General features: G+C 62.0%; 16 protein-coding genes. 6 read left to right on the top strand and 10 right to left on the bottom strand.

The window, feature by feature from the left end:
- Positions 1–164: 164 nt before the first annotated feature.
- The 8 genes from sucD to sdhC all read right to left on the bottom strand — a co-directional run bounded on the left by sucD (position 165) and on the right by sdhC (position 9,745).
- Positions 165–1,037, bottom strand: coding sequence for a succinate--CoA ligase subunit alpha (sucD, locus tag PG896_RS11605; protein WP_005300222.1), 873 nt, complete (start codon positions 1,035–1,037; stop codon positions 165–167).
- Positions 1,037–2,203, bottom strand: a complete 1,167-nt coding sequence (gene sucC / locus PG896_RS11600; protein ID WP_005300220.1) for an ADP-forming succinate--CoA ligase subunit beta — start codon at positions 2,201–2,203, stop codon at positions 1,037–1,039. The genes sucD and sucC overlap by 1 nt, the downstream gene beginning before the upstream one ends.
- Before the next feature lie 106 nt (positions 2,204–2,309).
- Positions 2,310–3,503: a 2-oxoglutarate dehydrogenase complex dihydrolipoyllysine-residue succinyltransferase gene (gene odhB, locus PG896_RS11595; RefSeq protein ID WP_221366465.1), complete on the bottom strand. Its 1,194-nt coding sequence runs from the start codon at positions 3,501–3,503 to the stop codon at positions 2,310–2,312.
- Between the two features lie 87 nt (positions 3,504–3,590).
- Positions 3,591–6,401, bottom strand: a complete 2,811-nt coding sequence (gene sucA / locus PG896_RS11590; protein WP_039040079.1) for a 2-oxoglutarate dehydrogenase E1 component — start codon at positions 6,399–6,401, stop codon at positions 3,591–3,593.
- Positions 6,402–6,515: 114 nt separating this feature from the next.
- Complete coding sequence (locus tag PG896_RS11585; protein ID WP_010674497.1) at positions 6,516–7,232, bottom strand: succinate dehydrogenase iron-sulfur subunit; 717 nt, start codon at positions 7,230–7,232, stop codon at positions 6,516–6,518.
- 17 nt (positions 7,233–7,249) lie between these two features.
- Positions 7,250–9,016 carry a succinate dehydrogenase flavoprotein subunit gene (gene sdhA / locus PG896_RS11580; protein WP_029314421.1) on the bottom strand — a complete coding sequence of 589 codons (1,767 nt, stop codon included), beginning with the start codon at positions 9,014–9,016 and terminating at the stop codon, positions 7,250–7,252.
- A gap of 1 nt (position 9,017) precedes the next feature.
- Positions 9,018–9,362 (bottom strand): succinate dehydrogenase, hydrophobic membrane anchor protein, encoded by a 345-nt coding sequence (sdhD, locus tag PG896_RS11575; RefSeq protein ID WP_010674495.1) that lies wholly within the window; start codon positions 9,360–9,362, stop codon positions 9,018–9,020.
- Positions 9,356–9,745: a succinate dehydrogenase cytochrome b556 subunit gene (gene sdhC, locus PG896_RS11570; protein ID WP_029314418.1), complete on the bottom strand. Its 390-nt coding sequence runs from the start codon at positions 9,743–9,745 to the stop codon at positions 9,356–9,358. Before sdhC ends, sdhD begins: the two co-directional genes overlap by 7 nt.
- A gap of 423 nt (positions 9,746–10,168) precedes the next feature.
- Between sdhC and PG896_RS11565 the strand changes: the two genes are divergently transcribed.
- The 3 genes from PG896_RS11565 to PG896_RS11555 all read left to right on the top strand — a co-directional run bounded on the left by PG896_RS11565 (position 10,169) and on the right by PG896_RS11555 (position 12,485).
- Complete coding sequence (locus PG896_RS11565) at positions 10,169–11,455, top strand: citrate synthase (RefSeq protein WP_010674492.1); 1,287 nt, start codon at positions 10,169–10,171, stop codon at positions 11,453–11,455.
- Positions 11,456–11,548: 93 nt separating this feature from the next.
- On the top strand, positions 11,549–11,863 hold the full coding sequence (locus PG896_RS11560) for a DUF4377 domain-containing protein (RefSeq protein ID WP_045524724.1): 315 nt from the start codon (positions 11,549–11,551) through the stop codon (positions 11,861–11,863).
- Positions 11,864–11,960: 97 nt separating this feature from the next.
- Positions 11,961–12,485: a GNAT family N-acetyltransferase gene (locus tag PG896_RS11555; protein ID WP_161470006.1), complete on the top strand. Its 525-nt coding sequence runs from the start codon at positions 11,961–11,963 to the stop codon at positions 12,483–12,485.
- An 83-nt stretch (positions 12,486–12,568) separates the two neighbouring features.
- Here PG896_RS11555 and fabB read toward each other — a convergent pair whose 3' ends face one another.
- Positions 12,569–13,780: a beta-ketoacyl-ACP synthase I gene (gene fabB / locus PG896_RS11550; RefSeq protein ID WP_161470007.1), complete on the bottom strand. Its 1,212-nt coding sequence runs from the start codon at positions 13,778–13,780 to the stop codon at positions 12,569–12,571.
- Positions 13,781–13,870: 90 nt separating this feature from the next.
- Between fabB and mnmC the strand changes: the two genes are divergently transcribed.
- Complete coding sequence (gene mnmC / locus PG896_RS11545) at positions 13,871–15,886, top strand: bifunctional tRNA (5-methylaminomethyl-2-thiouridine)(34)-methyltransferase MnmD/FAD-dependent 5-carboxymethylaminomethyl-2-thiouridine(34) oxidoreductase MnmC (protein WP_270835738.1); 2,016 nt, start codon at positions 13,871–13,873, stop codon at positions 15,884–15,886.
- Positions 15,887–16,004: 118 nt separating this feature from the next.
- Here the strand turns inward: mnmC and PG896_RS11540 are convergent, their stop codons facing one another.
- A complete protein-coding gene (locus PG896_RS11540) occupies positions 16,005–16,610 on the bottom strand; it encodes a DUF922 domain-containing protein (protein ID WP_045524720.1) in 606 nt (201 codons plus the stop codon).
- 323 nt (positions 16,611–16,933) lie between these two features.
- Between PG896_RS11540 and dcuC the strand changes: the two genes are divergently transcribed.
- Both dcuC and PG896_RS11530 read left to right on the top strand, forming a co-directional pair.
- Positions 16,934–18,286 (top strand): anaerobic C4-dicarboxylate transporter DcuC, encoded by a 1,353-nt coding sequence (gene dcuC / locus PG896_RS11535; protein WP_010674486.1) that lies wholly within the window; start codon positions 16,934–16,936, stop codon positions 18,284–18,286.
- Between the two features lie 90 nt (positions 18,287–18,376).
- Complete coding sequence (locus PG896_RS11530) at positions 18,377–20,026, top strand: bifunctional metallophosphatase/5'-nucleotidase (RefSeq protein ID WP_270835737.1); 1,650 nt, start codon at positions 18,377–18,379, stop codon at positions 20,024–20,026.
- The last annotated feature ends 186 nt before the right edge of the window (positions 20,027–20,212 follow it).

Genomic DNA, 20,212 nt, shown 5'->3' with positions numbered 1-20,212 from the left:
TGCCGATGTGGAGCGGGTGATGTCACTTTGTAGCCGAGATTGGATAAAACTGACCTAATGTTTAATCCGATTGGTATTACGCAGGCGAAAAAGCAAACTATCCCCATAAAAAATGCCGCCCCAAAGGGCGGCATTTTGCTATCCGAGATAACAGGCTAAAGAACTTACCAGCCAGTTACTTCACGCAGGGCCTTGCCGATATCGGCCAGGGAGCGCACGGTTTTCACGCCGGCATCTTCCAGGGCGGCAAATTTCTCTGCGGCAGTGCCTTTACCACCGGCGATGATGGCGCCCGCATGCCCCATGCGCTTGCCAGCCGGGGCGGTGACACCCGCGATGTAGGAGACCACCGGCTTGGTGACGTGAGCCTTGATGTAGGCCGCCGCGTCTTCCTCGGCGTTGCCGCCGATCTCGCCGATCATCACGATGGCTTCGGTCTGCGGATCGTTCTGGAACATCTCCAGAATGTCGATGAAGTTGGAACCCGGGATGGGGTCGCCACCGATACCGACGCAGGTGGACTGGCCGAAGCCCTCGTCCGTGGTCTGCTTGACCGCTTCGTAGGTCAGGGTGCCGGAGCGGGAGACGATGCCCACCTTGCCCGGCTTGTGGATGTGGCCCGGCATGATGCCAATCTTGCACTCACCCGGGGTGATGACACCCGGGCAGTTGGGGCCGATCATGCGCACGCCGGTTTCCTGCAGCTTCACCTTGACGTCCAGCATGTCCAGGGTAGGGATGCCTTCGGTGATGGTGACGATGAGCTTGATACCGGCATCGATGGCTTCCAGGATGGCGTCCTTGCAGAACGGGGCCGGTACATAGATGACGGAGGCGGTGGCGCCGGTGGCTTCCACGGCGTCACGGACGGTGTTGAACACCGGCAGGCCCAGGTGGGTGGTGCCACCCTTGCCCGGGGACACGCCACCAACCATCTGGGTACCGTAGGCAATGGCCTGTTCGGAGTGGAAGGTACCCTGACCGCCGGTAAAGCCCTGGCAGATCACCTTGGTGTCTTTGTTGATCAGAACGCTCATTATTTGGCCTCCGCTGCTTTTACCACTTGCTGAGCTGCGTCAGTCAGACTCGTTGCGGCGATGATATTGAGGCCGCTGTCGGCCAGTTTACGGGCACCCAGTTCGGCGTTGTTGCCTTCCAGACGCACCACCACGGGCACTTTCACACCCACTTCCTTGACGGCGCCGATGATGCCTTCCGCGATCATGTCGCAGCGCACGATGCCACCGAAGATGTTGACCAGCACGGCTTGTACCTTGCTGTCGGAGAGGATGATCTTGAAGGCCTCGGTCACGCGCTCCTTGGTGGCGCCGCCGCCGACGTCCAGGAAGTTGGCCGGGGAACCGCCGTGCAGGTTGACGATGTCCATGGTGCCCATGGCCAGGCCCGCGCCGTTGACCATGCAGCCGATGTTGCCATCGAGGGCCACATAGTTCAGCTCCCACTGGGCGGCGTGCGCTTCGCGGGGGTCATCCTGGGACGGATCGTGCATCTCGCGCAGTTTGGGCTGACGGTACAGGGCGTTGGCGTCGATGTTGATCTTGCCGTCCAGGCAGTGCAGGTTGCCCTTGTCGGTGATGACCAGAGGGTTGATCTCCAGCAGGGCGAAGTCGCAGTCCAGGAACATCTGGCCCAGGCCCATGAAGATCTTGGTGAACTGCTTGATCTGATCGCCGACCAGACCCAGCTTGAAGGCCAGCTCGCGGGCCTGATAAGGCTGCGGGCCTACCAGGGGATCGATGGCAGCCTTGTGAATGAGTTCCGGGGTTTCGTGGGCGACTTTCTCAATCTCCACACCACCTTCGGTGGAAGCCATGAAGACCACGCGGCGAGAGCCACGGTCGACCACGGCGCCCAGGTACAGTTCCTTGGCGATGTCGGTGCAGGACTCCACCAGGATCTTGGTAACCGGCTGACCATTGGCGTCAGTCTGATAGGTCACCAGGTTCTTGCCGAGCCAGTTCTGGGCAAAGGCGCGGATCTCGTCCTTGCTCTTGGCCAGCTTGACGCCGCCCGCTTTACCGCGGCCACCGGCGTGGACCTGGCATTTGACGACCCAGGTGTTGCCGCCAATCTTGTCGGCCGCTTCGGCCGCTTCCTGCGGGGTGGCACAGGCATAACCTTCGGAGACCGGCAGGCCATACTCGGCAAACAGCTGTTTTGCCTGATATTCATGCAGATTCATAGATGCTCTATCCGTGTTGTAGGTATTTCCGTCCGGGGCTCGTGTTTCTCAATCCCCTGTGAATGGGGGCCTGGGCGGCCCCTCGTTATCTTTCAGTCACGCTTGCTCAGACATCCAGCAGCAGACGGGTCGGGTCTTCCAGGAGCTCCTTGATGGAGACCAGGAAGCCCACGGACTCGCGGCCGTCGATGATGCGGTGATCGTAGGAGAGCGCCAGGTACATCATCGGCAGGATCTCGACCTTGCCGTCGACGGCCATGGGGCGGTCCTGGATCTTGTGCATACCCAGAATGGCGCTCTGGGGCGGGTTGATGATGGGGGTGGACATCAGGGAGCCGAACACGCCACCGTTGGTGATGGTGAAGTTGCCGCCAGTCAGTTCATCCACGGTCAGCTTGCCGTCACGGCCCTTGCCGGCCAGATCCTTGATGGCCTTCTCGATGTCCGCCAGGCTCATGTTGTCGCAGTCGCGCAGCACCGGGGTCACCAGACCACGGGGGGTGGAGACGGCGATGCTGACGTCGAAGTAGTTGTGGTAGACGATGTCGTCACCGTCCAGCGCCGCGTTCACTTCCGGGTAGCGCTTGAGGGATTCGACCACGGCCTTGACGTAGAAGGACATGAAGCCGAGCTTGATGCCGTGCTTCTTCTCGAAGATCTCGCCGTACTGCTTGCGCAGCTTCATGATGGGCGCCATGTTGATCTCGTTGAAAGTGGTCAGCATGGCGGTGGTGTTCTTGGCCTCCAGCAGACGCTCGGCGATGCGCTTGCGCAGACGGGTCATGGGCACACGCTTCTCGGTGCGACCGGCCAGCGGGGCAACCGGTGCGGCAGCCACGGGAGCGGCAGCAGCCGGCGCAGCCACGGGAGCCTTGCCCAGATTCTTGATGAAGGCTTCCACGTCTTCCTTGGTGACACGACCCCCCTTGCCGGTGCCGGTCAGCTTGGCGACGTCGATGTCGTGCTCGGCCACCATGCGGCGCACGGACGGGCTCAGGCCATCGGCAGCGTCATCGGCCACGGCTTCCACCGGCTTCTCGCTGGTCGCTTCACCGGCAACGGGGGCCGGCTTGAGCATGGCGATCAGCTGGCGGGAGAGCACGGTGGCCCCTTCGCTCTGCAGGATGTCGCCCAGTACGCCGGCTTCCGGCGCGGGCACTTCCAGCACGACTTTATCGGTTTCGATGTCAACCAGCACTTCGTCACGGGCAACCAGATCACCCGGTTTCTTGTGCCAGGTCGCGATGGTGGCATCCGCCACTGATTCCGGCAGGTCCGGTACCTTGATCTCGATAGTCATGTAATCAGTTCCTTGTTACTTCTTGGCCAGCAGGCTTGTTCCAGGTCAGAGAGGGTCCCGACACGGGCCCTCTCATCCACAACTCGTTCATTCCAGGGTAAGGGCGTCTTCCACCAGGGCTTTTTGCTGCTTGGCGTGGACGGACATGTAACCGACGGCCGGTGAGGCCGACGCCGGGCGACCGGCATAACGCAGACGGGCATGGCTTGGCAGCACGCTGTCGTAGTGATGACGGGTGCTGTACCAGGCGCCCTGGTTCTGCGGCTCCTCTTGACACCAGACGAAGTCGGTGACGTGGGCATAGTCGGCCAGAATGGCGCGCACTTCCTCTTCCGGGAAGGGGTAGAGCTGCTCGATCCGTACCAGGGCCACGTCCTGCTGCTCGGCCTTGCGACGGGCATCGAGCAGGTCGTAGTAGACCTTGCCGGAGCAGAAGACCACGCGCTTGACGCCTTTGGGATCCAGCGCATCGATTTCGCCGATGGCGTTCTGGAAGGTGCCCTCTGCCAGCTCTTCGAGCTTGCTCACCGCCAGCGGGTGGCGCAGCAGGGATTTGGGCGTCATCACGATGAGCGGACGGCGCATGGGGCGCACTACCTGACGACGCAGCATGTGGAACACCTGCGCCGGGGTGGAGGGCACGCACACCTGCATGTTGTGCTGGGCGCACATCTGCAGGTAACGCTCCAGACGGGCGGAGGAGTGCTCCGGGCCCTGGCCCTCGTAACCGTGGGGCAGCAGCATGGTCAGGCCGCACATCCGGCCCCACTTCTGCTCGCCGGAGGAGAGGAACTGATCCACCACCACCTGGGCGCAGTTGGCGAAGTCACCGAACTGGGCTTCCCAGATGGTGAGGCCGGCCGGTTCCGCGCTGGCGTAGCCATATTCAAACGCCAGGACCGCGTTCTCGGTCAGCACGGAGTCATAGACTTCAAACGGACCCTGCTCGTCATGCAGGTTGCACAGCGGGGTGTAGGTGCTGGCATCGGTCTGGCTGTGCAGCACGGCGTGGCGATGGAAGAAGGTACCACGCCCGGAGTCTTCCCCGGTGAAGCGGATGCGGGAGCCCTTGTCCACCAGGGTGGCGTAGGCCAGAGTCTCGGCAAAGCCCCAGTCCACCAGCTTCTCACCGGCGGCCATCAGGCGACGGTCTTCGTAGATCTTCTCGACCTGGCGTTGCAGCACATGGGTGGCCGGGTACTGGCTGATGCGTTCACCCAGGGCCTTCAGATGATCCATGGGCACAGTGCTGTCATAGGCCATGGCCCAGTCGTGACCCAGATACGGCGTCCAGTCCACGGAGTGCAGCTCCATGGGGCGCCACTCCTTGCTCACCCGCTCGCCCCGATCCAGGGTATCGCGATAGTCGTTGACTAGCGTGGTGGCCAGCTCCGGCGCGATGGCTCCTTCGGCGATCAGCTGATCGGCGTAGATCTTGCGCGGGGTCGGGTGCTGCTTGATCTTCTGGTACATCAGGGGCTGGGTCGCGCTCGGCTCGTCGGCCTCGTTGTGACCGTGACGACGGTAGCAGACCAGCTCGATCACCACGTCGCGCTTGAAGGTGTTGCGGTAATCCAGGGCAATCTGGGTCACCAGCACCACGGCTTCCGGGTCATCCCCGTTGACGTGCAGCACAGGGGCCTGCACCGCCTTGGCGATGTCGGTGCAATATTCGGTGGAGCGCAGGTCACGGATATAGGAGGTGGTGAAGCCTACCTGGTTGTTGATGACGATGCGCACCGTGCCACCCACGCCATAGGCACGGGTCTGGGACATGTTGAAGGTCTCGGCAACGACCCCCTGCCCCGCGATGGCGGAGTCACCGTGGATGGTGATGGGCAGGACGCTGGAGCCGTCCTTGTCACCGCGGCGGTCCATACGGGCACGCACGGAGCCGATGACCACGGGGTTGACGATCTCGAGGTGCGACGGGTTGAACGCCAGCGCCAGGTGGACGTTGCCGCCCGGGGTGGCGAAATCGGAGGAGAAGCCCATGTGGTACTTCACGTCCCCTGTGCCCCAGGATTCGCCGTGCTTGCCGGCGAACTCGTCGAACAGGTCCTGGGCGCGCTTGCCCAGTACGTTGATGAGCACGTTGAGGCGACCGCGGTGGGCCATGCCGATGACGGCTTCCTTGCAACCCTGCTCACCTGCGCGGCGAATAAGCTCTTTGAGCATGGGCACCATGGCATCGCCCCCTTCCAGGGAGAAACGCTTGGCCCCCGGGAACTTGGCACCCAGGTATTTTTCCAGCCCTTCGGCGGCGGTCAGGCTCTCGAGGAAGCGGGTCTTCTCTTCGAGGGTATAGTTGCCCTTCCCTTCGATGGATTCCAGCCTGTCTTGCAGCCAGCGCTTCTCCTCGGTGGAGGTAAGGTGCATGTAGTCGGCGCCGATGCTGCCGCAATAGGTTTTCTTCAGCGAGGCATACAGATCGGAGAGCACCATGGTCTCGCGACCGATGGCGTAGGAGCCCACATTGAAGGTGGCCTCCATGTCTGCACCTTGCAGGTTGTGGAAGGCCGGATCCAGCTCGGCGACCGGCTCGCGCTGCCACAGACCCAGAGGGTCCAGGTTGGCGTTCTGGTGACCGCGGAAGCGGAAGGCGTTGATCAGTTGCAGTACGCGAACCTGTTTGGCATCCACCTGGGGATCGGAGACGGGAGCGCTGTAACGGGAGGAGTCCTTGGCCAGGCGGCGGAAATAGTCGCGAACCTGGGAGTGGGGTTGTTCTACTGCATGTCCGTTGACCTGGGGCAGCGACTGGAACAGGCTGCGCCATTCGTCGGCAACGGAGTCGGGGTTTTCCAGGAAGGATTCGTACAAATCCTCAATGTAGCTTGCATTCGCACCAGCCAGGTGAGATGACTCCAACCAGGCCTTCATCACGCCGTTATGCATTTCTATCCCTTGTACATCTTGTTCGCTGCACTGCAGCTTGTAGGGTCATAGCCATCCCGGGGCGGGATGGCTATCCAGAGGTCGGGCCCGGCGCAAGGCGCCCTGGCCCCGATACTACACGGCCCGGTTGAGCAACATCGACTTGATCTGACCGATGGCCTTGGTCGGGTTCAAGCCCTTGGGACAGACGTTCACGCAGTTCATGATGCCGTGGCAGCGGAACACGCTGAAGGCGTCATCCAGGTTGCCCAGTCGCTCACTGGCCGCAGTGTCGCGGCTGTCCGCCAGCCAGCGATAGGCGGCGAGCAGGCCGGCCGGACCGATGAACTTGTCCGGGTTCCACCAGAAGGAGGGGCAAGAGGTGGAGCAGCAGGCACAGAGTATGCACTCGTACAGGCCATCCAGCTTGGCGCGCTCTTCGGGGGATTGCAGGTGCTCACGCACGGGCGGCAGTTTTTCGTCGTTGATGAGGAAGGGTTTGACCTTCTCCCACTGGGTGTAGAACTGGGTCATGTCGATCACCAGATCCCGGATCACCGGCAGACCGGGCAAGGGTCGAATGACGACCTTGCTGCCCTTCTTCAAGAGATCGGAGAGCGGCGTGATGCAGGCCAGACCGTTCTTGCCATTCATGTTGAGACCGTCAGATCCACAGACCCCTTCGCGGCAGGAGCGGCGGAAGGCGAGCGTGGGATCCAGCTCCTTGAGCTGGATCAGTGCGTCGAGCACCATCATGTCGGAACCTTCAGGAATATCAAGACGATAATCCTTCATATACGGGACGTTATCAACGTCCGGATTGTATCTGTAGACAGAGAATGTGACGTTCATTGTGCTTGGCTCCGCAATCAGTAAGTCCGGACCTTGGGCGGGAACGCCTCACGGGTCTTGGGTGACATGTTGACAGCGCGACGGGTCATGGACTCGGTGTCCGGATGATAGAGGCTGTGGCACAGCCAGCTCTCATCGTCACGCTCCGGGAAGTCGAAGCGGCTGTGGGCGCCACGACTCTCGGTACGGAAGTTCGCCGCCACCGCGGTGGCATAGGCGGTCTCCATCAGGTTGTCCAGCTCCAGGCACTCGATGCGCTGGGTATTGAACTCCTTGGAGGTGTCGTCCAGACGGGCGTTCTTGAGACGCTCGCGGATGAGTTTCAGCTCGGCCAGCCCTTCTGCCATGGCATCCCCTTCCCGGAACACGGAGAAGTTGTTCTGCATGCAGCGCTGCAGATCCTTGCGGATCTGGGCCGGGTCTTCCCCGTCACGGTTGTTTTCCCAGCGGTTGAAGCGCTCCAGCGCCTTGGCGATGTCGGCGTCGGTGGCTTCCACACCGTGCTCCATCGAACCAAGGGTCTCCACCAGGTGCATGCCGGCAGCACGACCGAACACCACCAGATCCAGCAGGGAGTTGCCGCCCAGACGGTTGGCACCGTGCACGGAGACGCAGGCGATCTCGCCCACCGCGAACAGACCGACCACCGGCACGTCGTTGCCATCCTTGTCCTGGGTCAGGCACTGGCCGTTCACGCTGGTCGGCACGCCGCCCATCATGTAGTGGCAGGTCGGGATGATGGGGATGGGCTCTTTGACCGGATCCACGTGGGCGAAGGTGCGAGAGAGCTCGCAGATGCCCGGCAGGCGGGATTCCAGCACCTCTTTGCCCAGATGATCCAGCTTGAGCTTGATGTGCGGGCCCCAGGGACCGTCACAGCCACGGCCTTCGCGGATCTCGATCATGATGGAACGGGCCACCACGTCGCGACCGGCCAGATCCTTGGCGTTTGGTGCATAACGCTCCATGAAGCGCTCGCCGTCCTTGTTCAGCAGGTAGCCGCCTTCACCACGGCAACCTTCGGTGACCAGTACCCCTGCCCCGGCGATACCGGTGGGGTGGAACTGCCAGAACTCCATGTCCTGCACGCCGACCCCGGCACGCAGCGCCATGCCGACGCCGTCACCGGTGTTGATGTGGGCGTTGGTGGTGGACTGGTAGATGCGACCGGCGCCGCCGGTGGCGAGCACGGTGGCCTTGGCCTTGAAGTAGACGACCTCGCCGCTCTCCATGTCGATGGCGGTACAGCCGACGATATGGCCATCCTGGTTCTTCACCAGATCTAGGGCATACCACTCGGAGAAGACGGTGGTCTTGTTCTTGACGTTTTGTTGATACAGGGTGTGCAGCAGGGCGTGACCGGTACGGTCGGCTGCCGCCGCGGTGCGGGCAGCCTGCTCGCCGCCGAAGTTTTTGGACTGACCGCCGAACGGACGCTGGTAGACGGTACCGTTGTCAAAGCGGGAGAAAGGCAAGCCCATGTTCTCCAGCTCATAGATGGCCTCGGGGCCGGTCTTGCACATGTACTCGATGGCTTCCTGATCACCGATATAATCGGAGCCCTTGACGGTGTCATACATGTGCCACTGCCAGTTGTCGTCGTGGGCATTGCCCAGGGCGACCGTGATCCCGCCCTGGGCGGAGACCGTGTGGGAACGGGTCGGGAAAACCTTGGATAACAGGGCGCAGCTCTTGCCGGACTGGGCAATCTGCAGCGCGGCGCGCATACCGGCGCCACCGGCACCGATCACGACCGCATCAAATTCACGAGTTGGAATAGTCACCTTACACACCCCACAGCACGACGAAACCAGTCATCACATAGACAAACAGCACCACCACCAGCACAAACTGCAGCGCACCGCGCAGTCCGACCGGCTTGATATAGTCGGTCAGCACCTGCCACAGACCGATCCAGGCGTGGATCAAGACGCATACGAGCGTCAGCAGGGTGAAGACCTTGGTGAAGGTGTTGGAGAAGAAGCCGGTCCACACCTCGTAGGTGATGTCGTTGAACGCGACAAAGCCAACCAGATAGAGGACGTAGCACGTCATGATGAGGGCGGTGGCGCGGATCAGGATGTAATCATGAACACCGCTGCGCCCGAAAGTTGCAGAATTGGTTACCATACCAGCACCCCCGCCAATACCGCCAAAACCGCGGTGATCACGAAGGCCACACGGGCACTCTGATTACCGGATTCCAGCTCTTCCCAATAGCCCATGTCCATGACCAGGTGCCGCAGACCGCCCACGATGTGGTAAGCCAGCGCGGTCAGGATCCCCCACAGCACGAACTTGACCAGGAAGTTGTCCATGATGGCAACGACCGATTCAAATCCTTCGGGAGAGGCGAGTGAAGTACCAAGCATCCACAGCAAGATGGCCAATGCCACAAAGGTGATGACCCCTGAGACACGATGCAAGATGGAAGCGATGGCGGTGACAGGAAAGCTGATCGTCTGTAGGTCGAGGTTTACAGGTCTCTGTTTGTTTTTCACGGCTTTGCCCACTCAGCTCCATTGAGCACGTTAGTTATTGTTTTCACACGCTTTGAGGGCGAGGAGTGGCATTTGTTAGGTTTTTGTTACCAAAACAACTCAGGAAAGCCAAAAATAACATTTTCGATATCACATCTGGCTTTGCGAAAGCGTTTCAAACACCGACGACCATCACCCACGTGGCGCAGTATATCGGCGGCCTTAACCAATGACAATCAAATAGCTACACAGAAAATCCAAAACCGTAAACCAGATCTCACAACAGCTTTAACAAGTCATTAATGATCATCCAGCAAAATTGACAAAGACATGGTTCTCTGGTTCAAATAAGGCGCTCCAGCCGCCGTGGTACGGGTAAGAACCTTTGCCAGCGTCATAACAGTCGTAATAAAGTAGGGCTGGAACCAAATTATAAAAGAGCAAAGGAGACGTGCTATGGCTGATAAGATAGCCACCCTACATCTGCCCGGAAAAGAGCCGGTTGAATTGCCGATCCTCTCCGGTACCGTTGGACCCGATGTGATCGATGTCAGAAAGCTGGGCACGCAAGGATATTTCACCTTCGACCCCGGTTTCATGGCCACCGGTTCTTGCAAATCATCTATCACCTACATCGATGGCGACCAGGGTGTCTTGCTGCACCGCGGTTACCCCATCGCCCAGTTGGCCACCCAGGCCAGCTACCTCGAAGTCTGCTACATCCTGCTGTACGGCGAGGCCCCCACCAAGACCCAATATGCGGAATTTGAACGTCTGGTCACCCGCCACACCATGGTGCACGAGCAGATCGCCTTCTTCTTCCGCGGCTTCCGCCGCGACGCCCACCCCATGGCCGTCATGTGCGGCGTGGTCAGCGCGCTGTCCGCTTTCTATCACGACGCCCTCGACATCAACAACGAGGAGCATCGCGAGATCTGTGCCTTCCGTCTGCTCTCCAAGATGCCGACCCTGGCCGCCATGTGTTACAAGTACTCCATCGGTCAGCCCTTCATGCAGCCGCGCAACGCCCTCTCCTATGCAGGCAACTTCCTGCACATGATGTTTGGCGTGCCGACCGAAGAGTACAAGGTCAACCCCATCGTCGAGCGCGCCATGGACCGCATTTTCACCCTGCATGCGGACCATGAGCAAAACGCCTCCACCTCCACCGTGCGTCTGGCCGGTTCTTCCGGTGCCAACCCGTTTGCCTGTATCGCCGCGGGGATCGCCTCCCTGTGGGGCCCGGCCCACGGTGGTGCCAACGAAGCCTGCCTCAAGATGCTCGAAGAGATTGGCTCCGTGGATCGCATCCCCGAGTACATCGGCCGCGCCAAGGACAAGAACGATCCGTTCCGTCTGATGGGCTTCGGTCACCGGGTCTACAAGAACCACGATCCCCGTGCCACCGTGATGCGTGAAACCTGCCACGAGGTACTGACCGAGCTGCAGATCAAGGATCCGCTGCTGGACGTGGCCATGGAGCTGGAGCGCATCGCGCTGTCCGACCCCTACTTCATCGAGAAGAAGCTCTACCCGAACGTGGACTTCTACTCCGGCATCATCATGAAGGCCATCGGCATCCCCATGTCCATGTTCACCGTGATCTTCGCCATTTCCCGCACCATCGGCTGGATTGCCCACTGGAACGAGATGCACTCGGACCCGGATCAGAAGATCGGCCGTCCCCGTCAGCTTTACACCGGTCAGCCCCTGCGCGAATTCGTGCCCCTCGACCAGCGCTGAGCCCGATCTGTCATGGTTTGTTACAAAGGCGGTCATTGACCGCCTTTTCTTTTGCAGGTTTAATCGCGCCCTTTTACGCCAAGGACATTCATCATGAAATCTCCCCTGCTCCTCAGCTCCGCCCTCCTGCTCAGCGCCTGCCAGAGCGCCCCGACCACCGAAACCCTCTATATCCAGGACAAGCTGGCAGACTGCGTCGGTGTCGCCCCCATGAAGTGCATGCAGGTACGCAGTCAGCCGGGCGAGAGCTGGAGCCTCTTCTATCAGCAGATCGAAGGCTTCACCTTCGAGCCGGGCTACCGCTACCAGCTGGAAGTGACCAGGGAGCAACTTGCCGATGTGCCGGCCGATGCCCCTTCCTTGCGCTACCAGCTGGTCAAGATCGTGAGCAAGGAACCGGTTCGCTGACGAGTCGCTGACAGGTGACCCGGTTTCGTTTGTGTGCTCTCTGGGGTATGCTGTCACCCCTTTTTGCCACGGTTTGAGTACGGACCCGACCCGCATCATGATCACGATCCGCACCATCCGCACGCCAGACTGGCCCGCCATCATGGCCATCCAGCACGAGTGTTATCACCAGTTTGAACCCGAGTCCCTCGAGGTGATGCAGAGCAAGACCCAGCTGGCCCCCGCCTCCTGCTGGGTGGCCGAGCGTCAGGGCAAAGTGCTGGGTTACCTGCTCTGCCACCCCTGGCGTGCCCACCAGCCCCCGCCCCTCTCGGTGCCGATGAAGGCGCTGGCCGGCCACGACGAGTTCTATCTGCACGATCTCGCTGTCTCGAGCAAGGCACGCGGCCTGGGTGTCGGACAGCGGCTGCTGGCAAGGGCGCTCGCTTTCGCGAGCCATGCAGGATATCGCCATGCAGGCCTGGTGGCGGTTCAGGATGCCCCCGCCTTCTGGCGCAAGCAGGGGTTTGTGCCCGCCGACACCGGCAAATCGCTGGTGGAGTATGGTGACGGGGCTGTCTATATGCGGTTGCCCTTGGCAGACAGCGGTCCAGAACCGGGAACCATCAGCAGAGTTCAATAAAAAGAATTCAATAAAAAGAGTTCAATAAAAAAGGCGCCTTTCGGCGCCTTTTTCTATTTCGCGTTGCGCTCCCCACAGGGAGATCAAGCCTTGAACTTGCTGAACACCAGAGAGGCGTTGGTACCGCCGAAGCCGAAGCTGTTGGACATGACGGTATTGAGATCCGCGGTTTCGTACTCGCGTACGATGGGCAGGCCCACGGCCTTCTCGTCCAGGTTCTCGATGTTGATGCTGGGGGCGATGAAGCCGTGTTCCATCATCAGCAGGGAGTAGACGGCCTCGTGCACGCCGGCGGCGCCCAGGGCATGACCGGTCATCGCCTTGGTGGCGGAGAGCTTGGGTGCATTGCTGCCAAACAGGGTCTGAATGGCTTCCAGCTCCTTGGTGTCACCAACCGGAGTAGAGGTACCGTGAGTGTTGATGTAGTCCACCTTGTCGACACCCTGCATCGCCATCTTCATGCAACGCACGGCGCCTTCACCACTCGGGGCCACCATGTCGTAGCCGTCGGAGGTCGCACCGTAACCGGTGATTTCGGCGTAGATGTGGGCACCACGGGCCAGGGCGTGTTCCAGCTCCTCGACCACCAGGATGCCGCCGCCACCGGAGATGACGAAGCCGTCGCGGTCCGCATCATAGGTGCGGGACGCTTTTTCCGGGTTGTCGTTGTACTTGGTGGAGAGCGCGCCCATGGCGTCGAACTGGATGGTGGAAGACCAGTCCAGCTCCTCGCCGCCACCGGCAAAGATGATGTCCTGCTTGCCAAGCTGGATCAGTTCCAAGGCATGACCGATGCAGTGTGCAGAGGTCGCACAGGCGGAGCTGATGGTGTAGTTGACACCTTTTATCTTGAACGGGGTGGCAAGACAGGCGGAGGTGGTGGAAGACATGGTACGTGGCACCATGTAGGGACCCACCCGCTTGACGCCCTTTTCACGGGCGATATCGGCAGATTCGGAGGTGTTCTTGCCGGAGGCGCCGCCGGAACCGGTCACGATGCCGGTACGCTCGTTGGAGACCATCTCTTCCGGCAGGCCGGCATCTTCGATGGCCTGCTGCATGGAGAGGTAGGCGTAGGCCGCGGCGTCACCCATGAAACGCATGACTTTACGGTCGATCAGTTCAGACGGATCGAGTTTGATGTTACCCCAGACACGGCTGCGCAGGTTGTACTGCTCGAACTGCTCGGAATAGGTGATGCCGGATTTGCCTGCTTTCAGGGAGGCCAGCACCTCTTCCTTGTTGTTGCCGATACTGGAGATGACGCCGATACCGGTGATCACTGCTCTTCTCATTAATTCATCTCGTCTGGAAAAACTGGCACCGAGTCTACCCGCTTTCGGCTGCCAAACTGGTCTGCTTTCACGTAGAATGCCCGCGATTTTGTGACGCGAGCCGAGGAAAACGTGAGTCAAACATCCTTACATCATGCCCGATTGGACTGGAACGAAGCGGGAACTCCAGTCTCCAGTGAGTTCGGGGATGTGTACTTTTCCAATGATAACGGTCTAAGTGAAACCCGCTACGTCTTTTTGCAGCAAAATCGACTGCCAGAGCGATTTTCGCACCACGATAGTGACAGTTTCGTGATTGGTGAAACAGGTTTCGGTACAGGACTTAACTTTCTGGCCACAATGGCCGCCTTTCTGGAACAGGCCCCCCTGTCCGGCAACGGATCCCGGCTGCACTTCATCAGCGTCGAGAAATACCCTCTTACCCAGGCCGATCTGCGCAAGGCCCTGGCCGCCTGGCCCGAGCTTGCCCCCTTGAGCCAGCCTCTCATCGACCAGTGGCCGTTGCCGGTCTCCGGCTGCCATCGCCTGCTCTTTGCCGATGGCCGCATCCGCCTCGACCTCTGGTTTGGCGACATCAAGGAGATGCTGCCCCAGGTGCCCCATCCGGCAACCGGTCTGGTGGACGCCTGGTATCTGGACGGTTTCTCCCCTGCCAAGAACCCAGAGATGTGGACCCAGGATCTCTTCGACGATCTCGCTCGCCTCGCCCGCCCCGATGCCACCCTCTCGACCTTTACCTGCGCCGGTTTCGTGCGACGGGGGCTGATTGCCGCCGGCTTTGCCATGAAGAAGGTGAAGGGCCACGGCAGCAAGCGGGAGATGCTGGCGGGTGTTCGGGAAGGCAAAGTGCCGCAGCAGAGCATCGCACCCTGGTATGCCCGCCCCGCAGGGCGGGAGGGAGAGGTGCTCATCATCGGTGGTGGCATCGCTTCCGCCATGACGGCGCTCTCTCTGGTGGAGCGGGGTCGGCACGTCACCTTGCTGTGCGAAGATGGCGAACCGGCCAGCGGCGCCTCCGGCAATCGGCAGGGGGCGCTCTACCCCCTGCTCAACGGCGAGCACGATGCCCTGTCGCGCTTCTATTCGCTGGCCTTCGGCTTTGCCAGAAACCGGCTGCTGGCCCTGGCAAAGCACCACCCCGTCGCCTTTTCCCTGTGTGGCGTCACGCAACTCGGCTACGACGACAAATCCGCCGCCAAGCTTGCCAAGATGAGCCAGGGCCCCTTCCCCCCCGAGCTGATGCACCCACTCTCGGCAGCGGAGGTTGAGCAGGTGGTCGGCCTGCCCTGCGATGCGGATGGTGTGAGCTATCCCCTGGGGGGCTGGCTCTGTCCGGCGGATCTCACCCGCGCCGCCATCAGGGAGGCGCAGGCCAGCGGGCGGCTGGAAGTGGTGTTCAATGCCGCTGTAACGCGTATTGCCGAAGAGGCCGATGGCTGGCACCTGGAGAGCCGGGATGGCCGCCAGTGGCGTGCCCCCAATCTGGTGGTGGCAGCCGGGCATCAGTTGCCAGCCCTTCTCCCCTTTGCCGAGCTACCCCTCTACCCGGTGCGCGGCCAGGTGAGCCATGTGCCAACCACGGCTGGCTTGAGCCAGCTCAAGACCGTGCTCTGCTACGACGGCTACCTCACCCCGGCCCACAACGGTGCGCACTGCATCGGGGCCAGCTATGGCCGCAACCAGACCGATCTTGCCTACCGCGCCGACGAGCAGGAGCAGAACAGGGCGCGGCTGCAAGCCTGTGTGCCCCATCAGCGCTGGCCTGCCGAGGTGGATGTGAGCGGCAACCAGGCGCGGGTGGGGGTGCGCTGCGCCAGCCGGGATCACCTGCCGGTCGCCGGACCCGTCGTCCGGTTGGCGGCGCTGGTGGATCATGACGTCAACGCCCCCGCGGATCAGCAGAGCGCGCTGCCCCTGCACGCCGGCCTCTACGTGCTGGGGGCGCTCGGCTCCCGGGGTCTGTGCTCGGCGCCCCTGTGCGGCGAGCTGGTCGCCAGCGAGATCTGCGGCGATCCCCTGCCGCTGGCCGCCGATCTGCTGGAGGCGCTCCACCCCGCCCGCTACTGGGTGCGAAGACTGCGCAGGGGCAAACCGCTGCGCGACTAGCCACCCAGGAGCCGGGGCTGCCCGCCTCCACCCCATTGGCGCACCAACAAAAAAACGGGCTCAATCAGCCCGTTTTTTTATGTTTCCCATGAGTGGCCATGGGCCTGTACACGTGTTATCAGCCAGCCCTGGGCCAGACGACCCCCAGCTTGCGCCCCTGATCGGTCTGGCTGGCCAGGGTGTCGAACCGCGCCCGGGTTGCCTCCAGCACCGCCTGCCCTGCCTGCCAGCCCTGATGCTCCAGGGTTGGGCAATCCCGGGTCACCGGCAACTGGGCGAGGCGCGTGCCAAGCTGGCTCACGCTCTCCAGCAGAATATCCTTGTGACGGCTCTCGTAGTCAAACATGGCGGCCACCAGCTTGTCCCATTTCTGGCGCTCCTTCGCGGGCGCACGGGCCTTGTCCATCCAGTTGGGCACCCTGACCTGGATGCGGGCACGAACGCTGGCCTGCTCCAGCTCGCAGCGTGTCGCCGTCGCCTTCGTCTGCAACTGCCAGGAGAGCTGATAGCTGGCCTTGCCGATGTGCCCGTCCGCCTGGGTGGGCGACAAGGCGGTGATCTGGCGCATCACGGCCCCCACATCGGCCCCGGAGACCCGATAGAACTGGAAGTCGACCTTGATATCGGGGGCGACCTTCACACCGGCATAGTGGGAAGGTACAGCACCGATTGAGGCGGCATAAATGAGGGCCACCGTCACCCCTGTCTTGCTGAAGAGTCCCATCTGTCCGCGGCTTTGCTCCTTGTGAGTCCCGGCTTAATTTCAATTAATAATCAATGAATTAATAACCCGATAGGGAGATTACCCCTGATCCAGCCCCCTGTCATCCGCTCTTGGCACCCGGTTACTGCAAACGTGCGAGTCATCACCCCGGCTCAGGCGGGGATTTGCAGTCGAGATCACAAGCTGCCATCGAATGGATGGTGAAATACTCCTTAGTGGGTAATATCCGCAGTGTTTTTGTTGGCCAATGTCGGTTAGTCCAGCGCAACCCTCTGGTGAGCCCTGGCAGGCCACCCCCTCACTTCAACTCTTGGGAAGGTTTTATGATAGAACTCCTGATCGGCACCCTAGTCACCCTGGCCGTGGGTCGCTACATCTTCAAGGGCTACTCCGCCACCGGGGTACTGCTCAGCGGCGGCCTGCTGCTGCTGGCGATCACCGCCCTGATGGGCAAGGCGGTGCTGCCGGCGAGCGTCCCCTCCACCGGCCACATGGCCACCGACATCTTCGAATACGTGCGCTTCCTGCTGGTCGACAGGGGGGGTGGCCTCGGCATGCTCATCATGGTGCTGTGCGGCTTTGCTGGCTACATGAGCCACATCGGCGCCAACACCATACTGGTGAAGCTCGCGAGCAAGCCCCTCGGTGTCATCAAGTCCCCCTACATCCTGCTGGTGGCCGCCTATCTGGTCGCCTGCGCCATGTCGCTGGCGGTGAGCTCCGCGACCGGCCTCGGGGTTCTGCTGATGGCCACCCTCTTCCCGCTGATGGTCAACATGGGGATCTCCCGTGGCGCGGCAGCGGCGGTGTGCGCCTCGCCGGCCGCCATCATCCTCTCCCCCACCTCGGGGGACGTGGTGATGGCCGCCCAGGCCGCGAACATGGAGCTCATCGAGTTTGCCTTCAAGCTGACCCTGCCCATTTCCCTGGTGGCCATCGCCGCCATGGCGGTGACCCACTTCTTCTGGCAGCGTTATCTGGATCAGAAGGCCGGGGAGCACAACGCCGCGGTCGCCCCGAGCGATCTCGTCACCGACGCCCCCGGCTTCTACGCCATCCTGCCCTTCACCCCCATCATCGGTGTGCTGCTGTTTGACGGCAAACTGGGGCCCAAGCTCGACATCGTCACCATCATCGTCATCTGCCTGGTGCTGGCCGCCCTGCTGGAGCTGGTGCGCAAGCGCAACGGCCGCGAGCTGCTGGACGGACTGCAGGTGTGCTGGCGCAACATGGCCGACGCCTTCGCCGGCGTGGTGATGCTGCTGGTGGGTGCCGGGGTCTTTGCCCAGGGTCTGATGGGGCTTGGTTTCATCGCCAACCTCCTTGATCTGGCCCAGAGCTTCGGTACCGGCGGCATCGTCATCATGCTGGTGCTGGTGGTCATCACCACCCTGGCGGCCTTCACCACGGGTTCCGGCAACGCCCCCTTCTACGCCTTCGTGGAGCTCATCCCCCATTTGGCCACCAGCCTCGGCGTCAACCCGGCCTATCTGGTGATCCCCATGCTGCAGGCATCCAACCTCGGCCGCACCATCTCGCCGGTCTCCGGGGTGGTGGTCGCCTGTGCGGGGATGGGCAATCTCTCTCCGTTCGAGGTGGTCAAACGTACCTCGCTGCCGGTGGCCGTCGGCCTGCTGGTAGTGATCCTCGCCACCCAGATCATGGTTCCCGCCTGACTCTTTACCGGCCCGGCTGCCGCCGGGCTGGTATCCCCCCCACCCCATGCAGTAGACTCGGTGCTCTTTTTTCCTAAGGAGGACCGAGCCTTGAGTATGACGGTTCAACTTGCCCACTTCAGCGACTGCCACTCCCATTTCGATGGCGCCCCCATGCGCTTCTCCCCCGATGGCGAGTCCGAATGGCGCACCCAGTGCGGCGGCTATGGCCGCATCCTGACCCGGCTCACCGCCCTGCGCCAACAGGCCGAGGCAGCCGGCCAGACCTGCCTGCTGCTGCATGGCGGCGATACCTTCCAGGGGTCACTTTACTTCAATCGCTTCAAAGGGCGGGCCAATGCGGACCTGCTGGCCCTCTTGCGACCGGATGCCATGGTGATCGGCAACCACGAATTCGATCTGGGCAACGGGCCGCTGGTGGAGTTTTTGCGCCAGCTCGATTTCCCGGTGCTCGCCGCCAACATCGACAACCGTCAGGAGCCCGCCGATGCCCCGCTGCGGCTGCAGGGACTGCCGCAGCTGTTTGACGCAAGCCGCCCCTGGCACAAGCGCGTCATCGACGACGTGCCCTTCGCCCTGCTCGGCATCACGCTGCCGCAGATGGCCGCCATCGCGAGCCCCGATCCCCACACCCGTTTCCACGGTATCGAAGAGACCTTGAGCCGTGCCCTCGGCGAGATCAAGTCCGCCGGCATCCAGCACATTATCCTGCTCAGCCACCTGGGTCTGGCGCAGGACAAGCGACTGGCGACCCGCTTCCCCGAGCTCAGCCTCATCGTCGGCGGACACACCCACAGCCTGCTGGGGGATCTGGCGCCGCTCGGGCTCGACAGCGAAGGCAGCTATCCCCTCATGGTGAACGGGGTGGCCATCCTGCACGCCGCCCACAGCGCCCTCTGTCTCGGGGTGTGCGAACTCACCTTCGACGAGCAGGGACGCGTGTGCCAAAGCCGCGGCCAGCTGGAGTGGTTACCCTGGGATCCCTGGCCCTTTGCTTCCCAGCCTCCTGCGGGGCTGCACTTCTGCGAACCGGCCCCCGAGCTCGAGCAGCATCTGGCCAGACGCTATCGCCCCGAGCTCGAAACCATGACCCGGCGCGTGGTGACCCGGCTCGCTGATCCGCTCCATCACCAGCGCCTGCCCGATGACAGCCTGCCCGCCGGCAGCCAGGTCGCCCCCCTGGTAGCGAGTGCCATGCTGGCCAGTGCCCGCGAACAGGTGGGTCAGGTGGACTTTGCCCTGCACAATGCCGGGGGCGTACGCTGCTCCCTCGAGCCCGGCCCCCTGACCGAAGCAGACGTTGCCGGACGCCTGCTGCCCTTTGCCATTCCCCTTACCCTCTACCGGGTGCACGGCCATGAACTGGCCGAGGCACTGGAGGGGGCCATCGACAACGCCACCAACAACGGGGTGACGGGCAATGGCAGCGGCAGCTTCCCCTACACCGCCGGGGTGCGCTTCTGCTATCAGGCCGACAGGCCCAAAGGGGAGAGGATCACTCGCCTGGAATGGGAAGCCAGCCCGGGTCAGTGGCAGCACGTCGAGCCGGATGCCATCTATCGCGGGGTCTCCAGTGCCTATACCGCCTCCGGCAAGGAGGGCTACACGGCCCTTGCCCGCACCCTGACCCAGCACAATCAGGAGCTCGGCATTACCCTGGCGGATGCCTTCCTGCGCTGGGCACGCCACCTGCCGGAACTCAGCCCCCTGCCGGCCTTGGTGGAGTATCACGGCCAGTGAATCTGGCACCGGCCCATCCCGGGTCGGTGCCGCCTTTCCCCCGCATAGGGGAATCCTGGTCCGCTCCCAGGCGCAGGCCCCCTACCATGCAACCTCAGGCTGTGACGCCCGACTGCGCCTGCCCTGTCTTGTGATGGGGCCTGCCAATGCAGCCAGAGGCGTGAAAACGATACTTTTACGAATTAT

Source organism: Aeromonas sp. QDB30 (assembly GCF_027707645.1).
Lineage (GTDB): Bacteria > Pseudomonadota > Gammaproteobacteria > Enterobacterales > Aeromonadaceae > Aeromonas > Aeromonas caviae.
This window is presented reverse-complemented; position numbering and strand designations above follow the sequence as displayed.